The sequence below is a fragment of the Paraglaciecola sp. genome (assembly GCF_051252315.1).
Taxonomy (GTDB): domain Bacteria; phylum Pseudomonadota; class Gammaproteobacteria; order Enterobacterales; family Alteromonadaceae; genus Paraglaciecola.
Genome location: NZ_JBPOFP010000052.1, coordinates 16,491 through 32,766, shown reverse-complemented (window position 1 = coordinate 32,766; position 16,276 = coordinate 16,491). Strand labels below are relative to the sequence as shown.

At 38.8% G+C, this 16,276-nt stretch carries 16 protein-coding genes; 8 read left to right on the top strand and 8 right to left on the bottom strand.

Annotated elements, in window-relative coordinates:
* Nucleotides 1–405: hypothetical protein (locus ACSHXM_RS11875; protein WP_435688984.1), on the top strand; the 405-nt coding region annotated here is incomplete at its 5' end.
* A gap of 109 nt (nt 406–514) precedes the next feature.
* Here the strand turns inward: ACSHXM_RS11875 and ACSHXM_RS11870 are convergent.
* The 3 genes from ACSHXM_RS11870 to pdsR all read right to left on the bottom strand — a co-directional run bounded on the left by ACSHXM_RS11870 (nt 515) and on the right by pdsR (nt 3,899).
* Complete coding sequence (locus ACSHXM_RS11870) at nt 515–922, bottom strand: CBS domain-containing protein (protein WP_435688983.1); 408 nt, start codon at nt 920–922, stop codon at nt 515–517.
* A 104-nt stretch (nt 923–1,026) separates the two neighbouring features.
* Complete coding sequence (gene pdsS / locus ACSHXM_RS11865) at nt 1,027–3,180, bottom strand: proteobacterial dedicated sortase system histidine kinase (protein WP_435688982.1); 2,154 nt, start codon at nt 3,178–3,180, stop codon at nt 1,027–1,029.
* A gap of 26 nt (nt 3,181–3,206) precedes the next feature.
* Nucleotides 3,207–3,899, bottom strand: coding sequence for a proteobacterial dedicated sortase system response regulator (pdsR, locus tag ACSHXM_RS11860; RefSeq protein ID WP_435688981.1), 693 nt, complete (start codon nt 3,897–3,899; stop codon nt 3,207–3,209).
* Between the two features lie 198 nt (nt 3,900–4,097).
* Between pdsR and pdsO the strand changes: the two genes are divergently transcribed.
* From pdsO to trmB, 6 genes are all read left to right on the top strand, one after another.
* Nucleotides 4,098–4,817, top strand: a complete 720-nt coding sequence (gene pdsO / locus ACSHXM_RS11855; RefSeq protein ID WP_435688980.1) for a sortase-associated OmpA-like protein PdsO — start codon at nt 4,098–4,100, stop codon at nt 4,815–4,817.
* A gap of 32 nt (nt 4,818–4,849) precedes the next feature.
* Nucleotides 4,850–7,054, top strand: a complete 2,205-nt coding sequence (locus tag ACSHXM_RS11850) for a marine proteobacterial sortase target protein (RefSeq protein ID WP_435688979.1) — start codon at nt 4,850–4,852, stop codon at nt 7,052–7,054.
* Nucleotides 7,045–7,638: a class GN sortase gene (locus ACSHXM_RS11845; protein ID WP_435688978.1), complete on the top strand. Its 594-nt coding sequence runs from the start codon at nt 7,045–7,047 to the stop codon at nt 7,636–7,638. The genes ACSHXM_RS11850 and ACSHXM_RS11845 overlap by 10 nt, the downstream gene beginning before the upstream one ends.
* A 149-nt stretch (nt 7,639–7,787) precedes the next feature.
* Complete coding sequence (locus tag ACSHXM_RS11840) at nt 7,788–8,738, top strand: ABC transporter ATP-binding protein (RefSeq protein ID WP_435688977.1); 951 nt, start codon at nt 7,788–7,790, stop codon at nt 8,736–8,738.
* Nucleotides 8,731–9,501: an ABC transporter permease gene (locus ACSHXM_RS11835; protein WP_435688976.1), complete on the top strand. Its 771-nt coding sequence runs from the start codon at nt 8,731–8,733 to the stop codon at nt 9,499–9,501. Before ACSHXM_RS11840 ends, ACSHXM_RS11835 begins: the two co-directional genes overlap by 8 nt.
* 40 nt (nt 9,502–9,541) lie before the next feature.
* Nucleotides 9,542–10,201, top strand: a complete 660-nt coding sequence (gene trmB, locus ACSHXM_RS11830; protein WP_435688975.1) for a tRNA (guanine(46)-N(7))-methyltransferase TrmB — start codon at nt 9,542–9,544, stop codon at nt 10,199–10,201.
* A 53-nt stretch (nt 10,202–10,254) separates the two neighbouring features.
* Here trmB and ACSHXM_RS11825 read toward each other — a convergent pair whose 3' ends face one another.
* Nucleotides 10,255–10,968, bottom strand: a complete 714-nt coding sequence (locus tag ACSHXM_RS11825; RefSeq protein WP_435688974.1) for an EAL domain-containing protein — start codon at nt 10,966–10,968, stop codon at nt 10,255–10,257.
* A gap of 153 nt (nt 10,969–11,121) precedes the next feature.
* Between ACSHXM_RS11825 and panP the strand changes: the two genes are divergently transcribed.
* Nucleotides 11,122–12,723 carry a pyridoxal-dependent aspartate 1-decarboxylase PanP gene (gene panP / locus ACSHXM_RS11820; RefSeq protein ID WP_435688973.1) on the top strand — a complete coding sequence of 534 codons (1,602 nt, stop codon included), beginning with the start codon at nt 11,122–11,124 and terminating at the stop codon, nt 12,721–12,723.
* A gap of 27 nt (nt 12,724–12,750) precedes the next feature.
* On the opposite strand, the gene panC is transcribed toward panP, so the two are convergent.
* From panC to pcnB, 4 genes are all read right to left on the bottom strand, one after another.
* On the bottom strand, nt 12,751–13,599 hold the full coding sequence (gene panC / locus ACSHXM_RS11815) for a pantoate--beta-alanine ligase (protein ID WP_435688972.1): 849 nt from the start codon (nt 13,597–13,599) through the stop codon (nt 12,751–12,753).
* An 11-nt stretch (nt 13,600–13,610) separates the two neighbouring features.
* Complete coding sequence (gene panB, locus ACSHXM_RS11810) at nt 13,611–14,405, bottom strand: 3-methyl-2-oxobutanoate hydroxymethyltransferase (protein ID WP_435688971.1); 795 nt, start codon at nt 14,403–14,405, stop codon at nt 13,611–13,613.
* Nucleotides 14,406–14,487: 82 nt separating this feature from the next.
* Nucleotides 14,488–14,976 carry a 2-amino-4-hydroxy-6-hydroxymethyldihydropteridine diphosphokinase gene (folK, locus tag ACSHXM_RS11805; protein WP_435688970.1) on the bottom strand — a complete coding sequence of 163 codons (489 nt, stop codon included), beginning with the start codon at nt 14,974–14,976 and terminating at the stop codon, nt 14,488–14,490.
* Entirely contained in the window at nt 14,973–16,268 is a 1,296-nt protein-coding gene (gene pcnB, locus ACSHXM_RS11800) for a polynucleotide adenylyltransferase PcnB (RefSeq protein ID WP_435688985.1), read from the bottom strand. Before pcnB ends, folK begins: the two co-directional genes overlap by 4 nt.
* Nucleotides 16,269–16,276 lie beyond the last annotated feature (8 nt).

Sequence of the window (16,276 nt, the reverse complement as noted above, 5' to 3'; positions counted from 1 at the left end):
TTGTATAAATACTACCAAGATAAATATTCTGCACTGCAGCCAGAGTTATCTTCCAGACTCAATGCGGTTCAGTCTGACTATGGATTCGACACTCAATGTCAACCAAACTACTGTGCCATATATGGTGTAGCTGTTTTAGAAGGAGATATTACAGTCATTGAGTCTCAAGATGACCTATTGTTATTTTTTGATTACATAGACACAGAAGCTGAAGTTTACGTATATTTAAATAGAAAAGGCACCCAACCTAAAGCCTATGAAAAGAACGCTTTAGGTTATAAGGTGTTGGTTTCTTGGGATAATTTATGCGGTACTAGAGGTGAGAATTTAGTCCAGGTATTTACCGATGGGACAGTTGAAATAATCCAAGAATTAAGTGTGCAAGAATATGATGGTTGTTATTAATTAAAACACTTACTCTGCTTAGACAATGCCATTTACATAAAGTAAGAACAAAAAGCACTCCCGAGTCTTATTTCGAGAGTGCCTATTATTTTGTTGATTTAGCGCTTACCTAAGCCATCTCGCTTAATTTATTATCTAACATTTTAAGTATATCTCTGCGGGTTAATACCCCTACTACCTTATTGTCTTCGTCGACAACGGGGTAACTTTTAGGTTTCTCTTTCAACATTTGCTGAGCAACGTCTAACAAGTCTGCATTTAATGACACAGTTAATACATCTGTACGCATTACATCCTTAACGGTCGCAACACGCATATTGTGATACACAACTTGAATGGTTACTTGTAAACATTCTTGTTCAGAAATCCAACCGACAAGTTTGCCATTGTCGTCTACAACAGGGCCACCTAGTAAGGCTTTTTTAATTAAGTTTGATGAAGCCTCGGCGACCATCATTTCAGGATGAATTTCGGCGAAATCCCTACTCATACATTCGGCAACACGTGCTGAAATCATTTTATTCTCCAATTAATTTTGTTCACTGTATTCAGTGTCCCTCTGATTTAATTTTAAGTCTAGTTTAATTCAATACAAAATTTTCAATAAAGAATAATTCTACATTAAGGCTTAAATACTAAAGTCACCACTACACCAGTTTCATCTTTGAGATTATCTATTCTGATATCACCAGAATGGAATTGCGCGATTATTTTGGCAATATATAACCCTAGTCCTAAATGAGGTTGTTCACTGTTTTTTTGTTTACGTACCGATACCATAGAATCTAACAACTGATTTTGCATGTCTTTAGGTAATAAACTGCCTTGATTCACAATAGTCACGACTAAGTCTTTGTCACTATTCACCATGTGTAAGTTAATGCAGGTGTTTTCTTGACTAAATTCAACAGCATTAGCAATGATTTTGTCTAACATTTGGGCAAATAACTCTGGAGCACCATTTAACGCAGAATCAGACACCGCTGTTTGTATATCGAATTTCCGATTGGGGTAAGCCATTTTGTACCCTTCTACACATCCGTGTAATAACTCAACTAAATCAAAAGTTTCACGGTCGCTAGTTTGGATTGCTTGTTCTAAACGCGTGGCTTCGCTCATATTTGACAATATTTTACTGAGCCTAACTATGCCCTGTTTTGCTCGCGCGACGTATTGTTTACTGTCTTCACTTTGTTCTTCTAATGACAAGTTATCTAAAGATGAGTTAACAATTGCCACAGGGGTACGTAATTCATGAGACAAACGAGAAGCCATGTTCTCTAAATAAGCATTATATTGGCTGAGTTTGCTTAATACTTGGGTAAAGCTACGAGATAAGTCGCCAATTTCATCTCGAGTTTGAGATGGCTGTATACCACCAATAATTTTGCCATGATGATCAATCGCACTTTCTGTTTCGTTTCTTAATTTACGAATACGCCAAGAAATTCTGGAAGCCATTAAAAATAATGCGAATGTACTGATTAATATCACCAACAAAATGTAATGAAACTGCCGTTCTAACGCTTTATTTCGTAACGTGCGAATGCCATTGGTGGTTTGCTCCACCACAACAGCGCCCATAACTGTCTCGTCTAAATAAATTGGGTGTGCTGCCGACATGATCACCGCTTTATCGTCTGAACTTAAACGCCACAAAGACGAGGGCTCTCCTTGTAAAGCTTTAGTGATGTCTTGACCTTGCAAGGAAAACGCATCCCTTAAATCATCCACAAACTCGGCGGGAGGTTTAGTTAATATTTGATAATACAGAGGCAGCAACCAATTATTTTCTACATATTGCCACCAGCCCCTTGAGCCAGTTTCAGATAAATTAATTTTTACACCTGTTGCGTCTTGAATATTTCCCGAACGAGCTAATACCCTCATGTGTTTGTCTATCACCCACACACGAGCATTTGAATATTTTAATCCTTTGAGAATTTGTTCTATTTCTGGAGAAGGCACCAACACAGTCCCCAAAGAATCAACTTGAGTGGGATCCGCCGTGCCTAATACATATTCAACGTCTCGAGTTCTCTCGTTATCGACATCAAAAATTGCAAAGGCAATTTTGCTCGACATCATAGCCAGCGGAAAACGTAACTCTAATTGATAACCGTTTATAGTATTACGCCACTGCCCTTGGATCTTGGTTTCTAACTTAATTGGTCTTACTTTTTCACCGATGCCTTCTAGTAAGTAAGCATTTACCCACCCTTCTTTCTTGGGAGCTACAGCGTAGCGCTGAAACTGGCCCGCTGCATCTGTAATGGCAATCTGTAAATAGTCATTCCTGTCTATCCGTAAGCTGTTTTGTGGACGTAACAACACCTTGTCGTCTGTCACGTCAAACATGGCATATAAATACTTATCGTATTGTCCAACCATATGTTTAAAACCCAGACTTTGGGCTTGATAATCCCTTTTTTGTTTAAACAAGTGCGATTCACCATACATCATGGTGAGATGTCGGTAATCTAGCCAGTCATCTAACTTTCCATCTAGTTGAATAGGAAAAGCAATTTTGTGAGCATAAAGATCTGTACCTGGTTTAACATCACTCAAGTAGGAAGATTGGCTGTCAAATAAAGCCGGGCGTTCGTGCAATGCTGTAGCCACAGCACGGGCTGTGCCCACCATAGTTTGTTCTTGGCCAATTCTTAAGTACGCCTCCATCTCCCACACATACTGATAACCCAACCATGGAATAGCCAACAAAAATGAAGAAAAGAACAATAACTTAAGGCGAATGCCAAATCTAAATCGACTCATTTAGTACACCCGCGTAGAGCAAATAATCATAGGCTCTTCCAGCGATAGCCCATGCCATACACAGTTTCAATACAATCAAAGTCATGATCAATTTGCATAAACTTTTTTCTAATACGTTTTATATGAGAAGTAATAGTAGTGTCGTCCACCACCATTTTTGATTCATCCATAAGTTGCTGCCGGCTTTTTACATGGCCTGAGTATTTAGCAATGGCATGTAACATCCAAAATTCTGTCACAGTGAGTTCTATAGATTGTGTTTTCCAACCAACAGTCATTCGGTTAGTGTCCATAACCAGGTCGCCAGTTTGTACCGTGTCACTTTGTTGCTGAGGCATGCCCAGCAAAGCTGTGCGCCTAAATAGGGCCGCAATTCTGGCTAATAAATGCGGCAAACTGATGTCTTTTGTTAAATAGTCATCTGCGCCCATCCGTAAACCACAAATAGTATCGTAGTCATTATCTCTGGCTGTAAAAAAGATAATAGGTAAAGTTTTAGACAAACTTCTAAGTTGCTGGCATACAGCAAAACCGCCATCAATTTCATCCTCTAAACCGATATCAATGATCGCGAGATCAGGCAGTTTTTCAGCAAAGGCCTGCTCAGCACTGGGTCGATTAGCATAAGGCAACACTTCGTAACCTTGTTTTGTTAAGGCTGAGATATAATTCTCTCTAAGAGCTTGGTCATCTTCTACTAACGCTATTCTTTTTGACATTAACCGTGTTCCTGAAAACTGATAACTCGACTATATAATAAAATTAGCTGCCCATAACCACCCAAAAGCACAATCCGTTAAATTTCCATTTTTTCGCCACATTTGATCATCACATTGCCATTTTATGTCCAAAAAATGGCCATTAAATCTTTGTTTACTAGAGAGGAATTAATCAACAACCCTTTTTGGAGAAACTAAATGAAATTATCAATCAACAAAAAAATAACGGCTATCGCAATCACTTGTCTTTTATCTGGACAAACAATAGCGAATGAATTGCATGAACAAGAAAAGAAAAACGAAATGATTGGCCTAGGTTCGGGCGTTATTGTGGGAACACTTATAGCTGGGCCTTTGGGAGGCATGGTCACTGGTATAGTTGGCTTATTAATTGCGGAGGATGTAAATTCAGACAACGAACTTGAGCTGGTTAAAAAATCTTTACGTAAAAAAGAGCATGACTTGTTGGCAGCACAAGATAAGTTTGAGCAAGCTCAACAAATTGCAATGGTTAAGATTGCGTCTTTAGACCGCACTCTTGAACAAAACATCCCAGAGCTTGAAAGCAATATTCAATTTAAAACCGCTTCCTACACATTAGAGGAACATTACAAATCCCAACTAGATCTAGTGGCTCAAACATTAACCCAAAATCCTAGATTAACCGTTAGTTTATCAGGCTTTTCAGACCAAAGAGGTGACAATGATTATAACCAGTCTTTATCTGAGCTAAGAGCTAAGTCGGTAAAATCTTATCTTATAAATAAAAACGTAAAAGAAGAGCAAGTACTCACAAACTCATTTGGCGAAAATTCTTTAGTCAGTGCTGGAGTTAACTTTGAAGACGACTTCTTTGACCGCAGAGTGCACGTAAAAGTATCTGATAATCAGTCAGCTATGACCGCAGCTAATCAGTAATTATTACATTAACGTAAACAGGATTAGCTAACATGCCCTCCATTCAAAAACTGGCAATCATTGCGTTAGTTATGATTGTTATGGGGGCGCTGCAATTTGCAGTGCCCGCATTTTCAAATAAATCTCAGCTTAAACAATCTACTGAGTCACAACAAAATATTCCACCTCAGCCTCTTAAGAATCATTTTATTAGTGATGTTGATAAGGTTGAAGGAGGAACCTTATATTTTGTTTCAGACCGAGCGGGTCAAACCAAGCAAGATCCGCCTTACACTTTAAGTCCACTATTACAGACCGATGTCGATATTAAAATCACGGGCATAATCGCCCGAACTCGTCTAACTCAGACGTTTAAAAATGCCAGCGATGATTGGGTTAATGGCACGTACGTATTTCCATTACCAGAAAATGCTGCTGTTGATCATCTCTTGATGACAATCGGAGATCGCAAAATAGAAGGTAAAATAAAGGAAAAGAAACAAGCGTTAAAAATTTATAACCAAGCGAAAAAACAGGGTAAAAAGGCCAGCTTAATCACTCAACAAAGACCAAACGTATTTACTAATTCTGTTGCCAATATTGGCCCAAGGGAAACCATAGAAATCAGTATTGAGTACCAACAAACGTTGGATTACAAAGACCAAAAATATAGTTTACGTTTTCCTATGACGATCACACCTAGGTATACGCCACCTGATACAAGCGATTCAAAATTAGAGAACACGCCTGTCTATCATGCCTCAAAAAGCACCAATAAGGTAAATCTGGTCGCTAACCTTAAAACGGGGTTTGAACTAAAGAATTTAGAAAGTGAATTTCATACCATTACCACTAAACGATTATCGGACGGTAGCCGTCACATTGAATTATCTGAAGCTCAAGTTGCTAACAAAGATTTTGTACTTAGCTGGCAACCGGAATTAAGTGCTCAACCACAAATATCGCATTTTAAACAAAATGTAGATGGTGAAGAATACGGGTTAATCATGTTGCTTCCTCCTCAGCCTCAACAAGAGTCAAATACACAGGCAATACAAACCAATAGAGAAGTTATCTTTGTTTTGGATACGTCAGGCTCTATGGAAGGTGAATCTATTGTACAAGCTAAACAAGCGTTAATATTGGCGGTTAATCAACTTGCAAACCAAGATAGTTTTAACCTTATTGAGTTTAATAGTTACGCACAAAATCTATGGTCATCGCCTAAAATCGCCAGTAATGAAAACAAAAGCTTGGCTATTGAGTTTGTTGCTGAACTTCAAGCCAATGGTGGCACACATATGTCCAAAGCATTTAATCTGGCATTCGAACAACCACCTTCTGCAATTCAAGAAACACAAGAGCAAGCATCTTCTAGATTACGGCAAATAGTGTTTATCACAGACGGTAGTGTATCTAACGAGGAGTCACTGATGTCTTTAATAGAGCAAAACATCAACCAATCTAGATTATTTACAGTGGGAATTGGCAGCGCACCCAACAGTTATTTCATGACAGAAGCTGCCAAAATGGGGAAAGGCACATTCACTTATATAGGCTCAACCTCTCAAGTAAAAGACAAAATGCAGGCCTTATTAAATAAACTCAGCCACCCAGCGTTGACGAATGTAGAGTTGCAAGTCGACACCCATAAACTAACGAATAACAAGTTTTTTGAAATTTATCCGAATAAGATTGGAGATTTGTATTTAGGTGAAGCGTTAATATTAAGTTATCGTCAAAAACCAAATGATTCAGAACTAATATTCTCAGAAGGGTCTGAAGCAGAACTCACCTTATCTGGCATGTTTCAAAATAAGCCTTGGTCGAGTCAATTGCAATCTACAAGTCAAACACGACATTCCGGCTTAAACGTATTATGGGCAAGAGAAAAAATAGCCCAGTTAACACGGGACAAACGCCGAGCGTCAATTTCCTCAAATAATAGTTTAGGAACACCCGACGAATACCGTTCAATGATCACCCAAACTGCATTAAAGCATCATATCGTCAGTCAATACACCAGTTTAGTTGCTGTGGATATCACCCCCACAAAACCGGCAAGTTTAAACGCCAAACATAAAAATATTTTGAATCGATTCCCCGCTGGCTCACATAAAAAGACAAATCAGCAGGTTGGCCAGCTTCCTCAAACCGCAACAAACGCTGAACTTAAACTATTAATTGGCCTGATTTTAATGGGGGTTTCACTATGCACACATTGTCTTTTAAGAAGAAGAGAACGTCTTTGTCGTTAGTAAACTTTGTACTGAAATATAAATGGTTAGCCTTAGTTTTGACTTTAGGCTTTTACCAATTTTCTTCCGGAGTTTATATATTCTTAAAGGCCGAATTCGCTCAGTATCTTATTGCAAAAGCTTGGGATAACAATCTTGTTTCGCAAGAACAAAAACCACCTTGGCCATGGGCTGACACGTATCCCGTTGCCGAGTTGCTCTTTCAAGATACAAGTTATTATGTGTTAGCTGGAGCCAGCCCACGTAATTTAGCTTTTGCACCGGCCCATGTAAGCGCAACACCATTACCCGGCAATGGTGGAAATAGCGTCATTGTTGGACACAGAGACACACAATTTAACAAGTTAAAATACCTACAAAAAGGAGACATGATCGAAGTGAAAACAGCAAACAATCGGGAAACTTATAAAGTGCAAAGTTTACGCATTGCACACCAATCTCAAGTGGAGTATCTGTATTCTGATTCTGAAGACAGCGACCAATCTAATTCTCACAGTGGGTTAACGTTAATTACCTGTTATCCGTTTGATAGCTTAAAACCAAACCCCACCTATAGGTACATAGTAAAAGCCCTTGCGATTTAAGCCTAATTTAATAACAAAGACTTGAAAATAGCCCAATAAACTCAATATCTATCAGCTATATTTCCTTTCTCATTGACCCAAAAACCTTAAGTAAAAAAAGCTTTAAGGTTTTTGGGTATTGGGAAAAATAATTAAGCAAGGCTAATTGCATGAATGCGCTGAATATTAAAGGGTTAACTAAGACATATAAAGGTGGCACACAGGCTTTGTCCGGTATAGATCTGGAAGTAAAACAAGGTGACTTTTTTGCATTGCTTGGCCCAAATGGTGCAGGAAAATCTACCACTATCGGTATTGTTAGTTCTTTAGTTAATAAATCGGACGGCGATATTCAAATATTTGAATACTCTCTAGACAAACAACCCATACAAGCAAAATCATGTATAGGCCTAGTCCCACAAGAGTTTAATTTCAATCAGTTTGAACCCCTATGGCAAATCATGCTAAACCAAGCTGGATATTATGGTGTCTCTAAAAAAGACGCGATACCGCGTGCCGAAAAGTACCTTAAACAACTCGACCTATGGGATAAACGTAACGTCGCAGCGCGGCAGCTTTCGGGAGGCATGAAAAGACGATTGATGATTGCTAGAGCTTTAATGCATAATCCTAGAATGCTTATTCTTGACGAACCAACGGCAGGTGTTGACATAGAGATACGCCGTTCTATGTGGACTTTTTTACAAGACTTGAACGAACAGGGTGTCACCATTATTTTAACCACCCATTATTTAGAAGAAGCTGAAAACCTTTGTAAAAACATAGCGATAATTGATAAAGGTAGCATAGTCCAAAACACTAGCATGAAGTCACTCTTAGCAACCTTAAACATTGAAACATTTATCTTAGATCTATCTAAGAACATAGATTCTTTATCGCTTTCAGGATTCGAAACTCGATTACTAGACGCCCATACTCTAGAAGTAGATGTACCAAAAGAAGCAAGCTTAAATGCAGTGTTTGAACAACTCTCACAACAAGACATTCAGGTATTAAGTATGCGTAATAAATCAAATCGTTTAGAAGAGCTCTTTGTACGAATGGTCGAATCGGGACGTTCTTCCCAGGTCACTGCTGAAGGAGAAAAAGCAGATGAATAACTTAAACTGGGTTGCGCTACTCACCATTTGGCGCAAAGAATGCCAACGTTTTTTGAGAATTTGGGTACAAACTCTCATCCCTCCTGCTATCACTATGTCATTGTACTTTGTGATTTTTGGCAATTTAATTGGCAATCGAATAGGTACAATGGGCGGCTTTAGTTATATGGAGTTTATTGTACCAGGTTTGATTATGATGGCAGTGATTACAAACTCATATGCCAATGTGTCATCCTCATTTTATAGCGCCAAGTTCCAGAGGAATATTGAAGAGTTATTAGTTGCGCCTGTATCTAACTGGATTATTATTGCCGGTTTTGTGGGTGGTGGTGTTGCAAGAGCATTGATAATTGGCGTTATTGTGACATGTGTTTCATTATTTTTTGTTGATATTCAAATTTATAGTCTAGGTATGATCATCATCACCTTACTACTTACTGCTATCCTATTTGCAACTGCGGGACTGATAAATGCCATATTCGCTAATTCATTTGACGATGTCAGCATAATCCCTACTTTTGTACTCACCCCATTAACTTATCTTGGTGGCGTATTTTATTCATTAAGTCTATTGCCTGAGTTTTGGCAACACGTAAGTAAGATTAACCCTATTGTGTATATGGTAAATGGCTTTCGATATGGATTTTTAGGTGTATCTGATATTAACCATTATATTTCCCTTGGATTGTTAGTTGCCTTTAATATTGTGCTAATTAGTTTTGCTTACTCACTAATAAATCGTGGTGTAGGTATTCGTAGTTGATTTAAAATAGAAATAATTAAAAGTGAAGTGTAAATAACGCATGCAAAACCAAGCGCGATCTATTAGTACCAATCAGATTGGTATTCATCCGAATCTTGAAAAAGTGGTAACCCGTCACTTAAATTCGACTAGTCAAAAACCTTTTTCTGAACATACCCAATCAGCATTTTCTCAAAGCATGGAATGGCTAGACAATTGGCAGGGTCAATTCATTCTCGACTCTTGTTGCGGAGTAGGTGAAAGCACTGCAAACATTGCAAGAAATCATCCAGATGCCAAAATAATTGGCATAGATAAATCGGCCGTGCGTACTGATAAACATCAGTCATACGCTGAAAACCTAGATAACTATATTATTGTACGCGCTGATCTTAATGATTTTTTAAGACTATTAGTTCTTGAAAAAATCAAACTCGATAAACATTACTTGTTGTATCCAAACCCGTACCCTAAGTCGGCACATTTGCAAAGACGTTGGTATGCAACTTCTGCCTTAACAGACATTTTAAAACTAGGTGGGAAATTAGAAGTACGAAGCAATTGGCAACTCTATATCCAAGAGTTTTCAGAAGCATTAAAACTGGCTAATATTAAAAATCAGGTGAATGAGTACACAAGTGAACCCGCTATCACACCTTTTGAAAGAAAATATTGGTTAAGCGGTCAAAAAAGCTGGCAACTTTTGGCTGACTTAGATTAAAGTTCACTCGAGCCAATGAGCCGATAGAATAGACCTATTATTGCTGATCGGTATTAGTTTGTAGACGCACTTGGTTGACAAAAATAGAACCCTTGAGCGTATTTAACGCCCATACGTTTTGCGGCATCCAAGGTATTCTTTTGTTCAATATGTTCTGCTATTACCGCTATATTATTTTGCTCACAAAGCTCAATAAGTAATTTAGTTTTATTGGCAGATTCCGTATTTAACACAGCGTTTTCAAACACCTCTCCCGACACTTTAATCGCTGAGATAGGCAAGGCTAAAATACCTTGTAAGTCAGTTTTATCAGGGTCGAAATGATCAATGACCATTTTGATATTTAGTGACTGGCAAATCTCTGAAAATTCAGAAAAATGCGCGCTCTCTAGTAGCGCATTTTGCGCCGTGATTTCAACAGAAATACGCTGAGGATTGGGATAACTTTTAAGTTCTGACATCAAGAATCTATGAATGGTAGGGTCTGATAAATCAGATAAACTAACATTAATATTCCAAGCCATATTAATGTCTCTAAAATAATTAGCACTGCGATTGAAAATAGTTTGGGTGAGCTCAGCCACCAGATCGTGTCGTTCAACTAAATACAAAAACTCACTAGGTAAACACGCCCGTTCGTCCAATGTCATCAACCTAGCTAAACACTCATAGCTCCAAACTGCATCATGGCTCAAATCCATAATGGGCTGAAAAAATGGAACCACACTATCTAAACTAAAACTTTCTGTAACTTCAGTTACTTGCATAATTAAGGTATTTCTCATTGCAGTTTAATCAAAAATATAACAAAACTTTCACAATTACCACATTCTAAACGGATGCTTTTGCCTGAACTATTGGTCTCCGGCCATATTTAAGGTAAAGTTCGCGACTTCAATATTATCAATAAGGTCGTCAGAGTGGGTGGAGCTGAAGTTAGTTTAGAACACTTGTATAAAGTATTTACTATGCCCGAAGGGCAAGATTCTAAACTTGCACAAATCGAAAAACACCTTTCAGATAACCTGGCTGATTTCTTATCACAACATGTTGTGACTAAAGTTAATTCATTAGAACAAATAGAAAAGAGTTTTGCTGAGTATGCTGTTCCGGAGTCCCCCGAGTTTGTCTCTAAACATGCTGAAACACTTCTCGAAAAATTAGTGGCAAATTCGGTCAATACCTATTCACCGACCTTTATCGGGCATATGACCTCTGCATTACCCTATTTCCATCTTCCTCTAGCCAAATTATTAGTTGGCTTAAACCAAAACTTAGTAAAAATCGAAACGTCTAAAGCATTTACTCCATTGGAAAGACAAGTTCTGGGTATGATGCACGAATTGGTTTATAAACAATCCAGCGACTTTTATAGTACCTATTTACATAGTGCGAATCATGCATTGGGTGCATTTTGTTCTGGTGGCACAGTAGCCAACATCACAGCGCTATGGGTAGCAAGAAACAAAGCATTAGCTGCCACACCACAATTCCGAGGAGTTGCCCAAGAAGGCATGGCTGCCGGCATGATGCATTATGGCTATAAAAAGATGGGTGTAATATGTTCTAAAAGAGGACATTATTCCTTATCCAAAGCCGTAGATATACTCGCTTTAGGTCGCCAGCAGATGCTCACCATTGATTGTCCAACACAAACATTGTCAGCAGAACAAGCCCTTAAAGTAGGTCAACAGTATCAAGCTGAAGGTAATAAAGTTTTAGCAATAGTTGGAATAGCAGGTACGACAGAAACCGGGCACATTGACCCTTTAGATGAATTGGCTGCCGTAGCTAAAGAATTAGGGTGTCACTTCCATGTAGATGCGGCTTGGGGCGGGGCAACCTTGTTTTCTCAACAGCACCTTAAATTATTAAAGGGCATAGAAAAAGCCGACTCAGTGACTTTAGATGCGCATAAACAAATGTATGTGCCTATGGGTGCAGGAATGGTGTTGTTTAAAGATCCAAATGATAGCAATACAGTGCGCCACAATGCACAATACATTTTGCGAGCAGGCTCAAAAGACTTAGGGGCGACTACTCTTGAGGGCTCAAGAAATGGTATGGCGATGATGGTTTATGCGTCTTTACATATTTTTGGTCGTAAAGGTTACGAGTTGTTGATTAATCAGAGCATAGAAAAAGCTCAACTATTCGCAAAAATGATAGAACAACATGCTGACTTTGAATTAGTAACACCACCAACCTTATCTTTGCTTACATACAGGATTGTGCCGCAGAGCATTCAGTCTAAATTGAACAAAAATCCGAAAATAGCCCACGCATTAAACATTGAGCTAGACAAATTAACCGTAGCAGTTCAAAAAAGGCAAAGGGAGGCGGGCAAGTCATTTGTGTCTAGAACACGGTTACAAATCGAAAAATATCCCGACCAATCTATCACTGTTTTCCGAGTGGTTTTGGCCAACCCACTTACTACAGAAGTCGATTTACACAATATCTTGGATGAACAGGTGTCTATTGCAACCAACACCCGAACTTGGAAGAGTTTAACCCAATAAAAACCGTATTAAGTTATGTCCTTACAGCTAAAGTGAAATCTGCAAATTATCAATTAAGCGGGTTTTGCCTAAAAATGCTGCTGCTAATAAAACAAGCTTTGAGTCTTCATGGCTAGGCTGCAACAAAGATTCACTACTGCGTATTTCTAAATAATCAGGATTAAAACCAAGTCTTGCTAATTCTTGTTTGTACTCAGCAGTTAAGCGTGTAAAGTCTCTTCGTCCCAAATTTATTTCATCGGCCAGAGCTTGCATTTTAACATATAAAGTAGGCGCTAACTTACGCTCTAATTTAGTTAAATACTGATTTCTTGAACTCATAGCTAGACCGTCTGATTCTCTAGTCGTTGGCACGCCAAAAACATTAAGGTTCATAGACAAGTCGGTGACCATAGCCTTAATTACCTGTAATTGCTGAAAGTCTTTTTCACCAAAAAAGGCTAAGTTAGGCTGCACCATATTGAATAATTTACAGACTATAGTCGCCACGCCACGGAAGTGACCAGGACGGCTGGCTCCACAGATCATATAAGACAACCCAGGCACTTCTACAAAGGTTTGATGCTCTAAACCACGTGCATAAATGTCACTCGCCTTAGGCATGAATAAAGCGTTAACGTCTAAGGCTTCTAATTGAGCTTTATCGTTATCCAAAGTTCTAGGATAAGCATCAAGATCTTCATCAGGACCAAATTGCATGGGATTAACAAATATAGACACGACAACAATATCTGCGTGCTTTTTTGCTTCTCGCACCAAATTTAAATGACCTTGATGCAAATTGCCCATAGTAGGCACAAAAGCGATTACCTTGCCATCAGTCTGCCAAGTACGCCTTATTTGACGCAATGTTGTAATGTCGCTAATTATGTTCATGCCAATTTACCCTAATTAAAACTATGTTCGGCTGACGGAAATTCACCATTTTGCACTTCTTGAATATATTGCTGAACAGCTTTACGAATATCGCCGGTTTCTAGTAAGTAATTTTTGGAAAACTTAGGCATATAATTAGCGCTGATACCAAACATGTCGTGCATCACGAGTATTTGACCATCTGTTTTAACACCGGCACCAATACCGATAACAGGAATACTTAACGCTTCAGAAATTTTTGCAGCCAAGTCAGTAGGAATACATTCTAAAACCAATAATTGTATACCTGCTTGTTCTAACTGTTTAGCCTGCTCAAGAATGTTTTCTGCTTGCAAATCATCTCGACCTTGCACTTTGAAGCCGCCGAATACATGAACTGACTGAGGTGTTAAACCAAGATGGCCACAAACAGGCACGCTGCGTTCTTGCAATCCTCTAATGGTATCTAATAACCAACTGCCTCCTTCAACTTTGACCATACTTGCACCGGCACGCATTAAGTCAGCTGCATTTAGGTAAGCTTGTTCAGGTGTTGAATATGACATAAAAGGCATATCGGCAATCACAAAAGCCCGTTCAACGCCCTGTCTTACAGATCGAGTGTGATAAGCCATATTATCCATGGTGACACTTAGAGTGTCATCGTCACCGCGTAACACCATGCCCAGTGAATCACCAATTAATAAAACATCCACCCCTTGTTCATCAAAGAGTTTGGCAAAACTAGCATCGTAAGCAGTCAGCGCACTAATGATTTGTTTGTCCTGCTTCATTTTAAGCAAAGTAGAAATAGTTACTTTTTTCATTAGATTTACCCCAGTTGGTTGCCGAGTGAATTGTCAGGTACGCGCACTATACGGATATTTTCTAAAAATTCTAGATTTGAGCTTATTTTAGCTCAATTGCTCTGAGTCCATTTTTAGGACACAAGTCAACCAGCTTAGATAACTTTTCGCCACAAGGTAAAGTTAATTCCTGAGCAATCTCAAATAAAGGGTATAAAACAAATTCGCGTTTTTTCAAACCATAATGAGGAATGACCAAATTTGGCAACGTAATTTGCTGATTGCCATATAGTAGGATATCAAGATCTAAGGTACGTGGACCCCAACGATTTTCTTTTCGTTCTCGCCCCTGTAACAACTCAATTTCTTGTGTGCATTTTAATAAATCGAGTGGTTGAAGTTTAGTTTCTATCAAAGCGACCGCATTGACATAATCAGGTTGGTCTTTTGGCCCCATGGGTTGACTGATATAAAAATGAGAACATTGGATTAGCTGAGAACTAGGTAAAGCCGACAGTGATTGAAGCGCATTATTCAACTGCTTTTGTGGTTTAGACAAGTTGCTGCCTAAACCAATGTAAACAGAATTCATGATGAAGTTTTAGGCTTCTTGCGCTTGCGGCGATTGCGTTTTGGTGCACCACCGTCTTTATCACGTAAAATATTTAACATGGTTTTACGCTGGTCGTCATCTGCTTCTTGAAAATCAGTCCACCACTCAGCCAACTCTAAAAGTTTTCCGCCTTCTATTTGACCACGTAAAAGTAAAAAGTCATATGCCGCTCTAAACTTAGGATGTTCTAACAACTGATATGCTCTTCGGCCATAACGTTTAGGTAGTCGGTTTTGTAATTGCCAAATATCACGTATCGGTATGCTAAAACGTTTGGGGATCATAATGCGCTGGATCTGGCGATTTAACACATCATTTAAAGCTAAATTAAAGGCATCAAAATGATTAAGCCCCCCTTCAGCCATCAATTGCTGACAACGCTCTTCTAACGGATACCACATAAACGCTGCAAAAATAAACGCGGGGGTCACTCTCTGCCCAGTATTAATACGGTTATCAGTGTTGGTAAGCACTTGCTCTACAAATTTACTTTCTCGACTTTCAGCTTGTAATAATAAAGGAGCAAGTTGTGGAAACAAAGGTTCAAATAAGTGATATTCAGACAATAATTTGTAGGTTTCTAGTCCCTGCCCGGACAACAGTAACTTCAACACTTCTTCAAACAATCTAGCCGGAGGTATATTCGCCATCAATGGAGCCATTCGCTTAATGGGCTCTGCAGTACTTTTGCTAATCGTCATATTTAGCTTGGCGGCAAAACGTATCGCTCTTAACATACGTACAGGATCTTCTTTATAACGAAGCTCAGGGTCACCAATTAAATCAATTTTTCTATCTTTGATGGCTTGCATGCCACCAGCAAAATCACTAATAGAATAATCTGCAATATTGTAATACATCGCGTTGATAGTGAAATCGCGACGCTGTGCGTCTTCTTCTATGCTGCCAAATACGTTGTCTCGTAACAATTGGCCATGGTCACTTTGTTTACTGACCTTTGATTCTTTATCCGTAGTATTTTCATGATGGCCACGAAAAGTGGCAACTTCAATTATTTCTCGGCCAAATACTATATGCGCAAGTCGGAAACGACGACCAATCAAACGGCAATTGCGAAACAATCCCTTAATTTGTTCAGGTGTTGCGTCTGTAGTGACATCAAAATCTTTAGGTTCTTTACCTAACATTACGTCTCTAATACAGCCACCAACCAAGTAGGCTTGATACCCACTATTGTGTAAGCGATAAAGTACCTTTAACGCGTTATCACTTATATGCTCGCGGGAAACAGTATGTTCAGAACGGGGAATAACCGTAG

Excerpts from the sequence above, each read along its gene's own strand:
- ACSHXM_RS11870 (WP_435688983.1), bottom strand. The coding sequence starts at position 922 with ATGATTTCAGCACGTGTTGCCGAATGTATGAGTAGGGATTTCGCCGAA.
- pdsS (WP_435688982.1), bottom strand. The coding sequence starts at position 3,180 with ATGAGTCGATTTAGATTTGGCATTCGCCTTAAGTTATTGTTCTTTTCT.
- pdsR (WP_435688981.1), bottom strand. The coding sequence starts at position 3,899 with ATGTCAAAAAGAATAGCGTTAGTAGAAGATGACCAAGCTCTTAGAGAG.
- pdsO (WP_435688980.1), top strand. The coding sequence starts at position 4,098 with ATGAAATTATCAATCAACAAAAAAATAACGGCTATCGCAATCACTTGT.
- ACSHXM_RS11850 (WP_435688979.1), top strand. The coding sequence starts at position 4,850 with ATGCCCTCCATTCAAAAACTGGCAATCATTGCGTTAGTTATGATTGTT.
- ACSHXM_RS11840 (WP_435688977.1), top strand. The coding sequence starts at position 7,788 with ATGAATGCGCTGAATATTAAAGGGTTAACTAAGACATATAAAGGTGGC.
- ACSHXM_RS11835 (WP_435688976.1), top strand. The coding sequence starts at position 8,731 with ATGAATAACTTAAACTGGGTTGCGCTACTCACCATTTGGCGCAAAGAA.
- trmB (WP_435688975.1), top strand. The coding sequence starts at position 9,542 with ATGCAAAACCAAGCGCGATCTATTAGTACCAATCAGATTGGTATTCAT.
- ACSHXM_RS11825 (WP_435688974.1), bottom strand. The coding sequence starts at position 10,968 with ATGCAAGTAACTGAAGTTACAGAAAGTTTTAGTTTAGATAGTGTGGTT.
- panC (WP_435688972.1), bottom strand. The coding sequence starts at position 13,599 with ATGAACATAATTAGCGACATTACAACATTGCGTCAAATAAGGCGTACT.
- panB (WP_435688971.1), bottom strand. The coding sequence starts at position 14,405 with ATGAAAAAAGTAACTATTTCTACTTTGCTTAAAATGAAGCAGGACAAA.
- folK (WP_435688970.1), bottom strand. The coding sequence starts at position 14,976 with ATGAATTCTGTTTACATTGGTTTAGGCAGCAACTTGTCTAAACCACAA.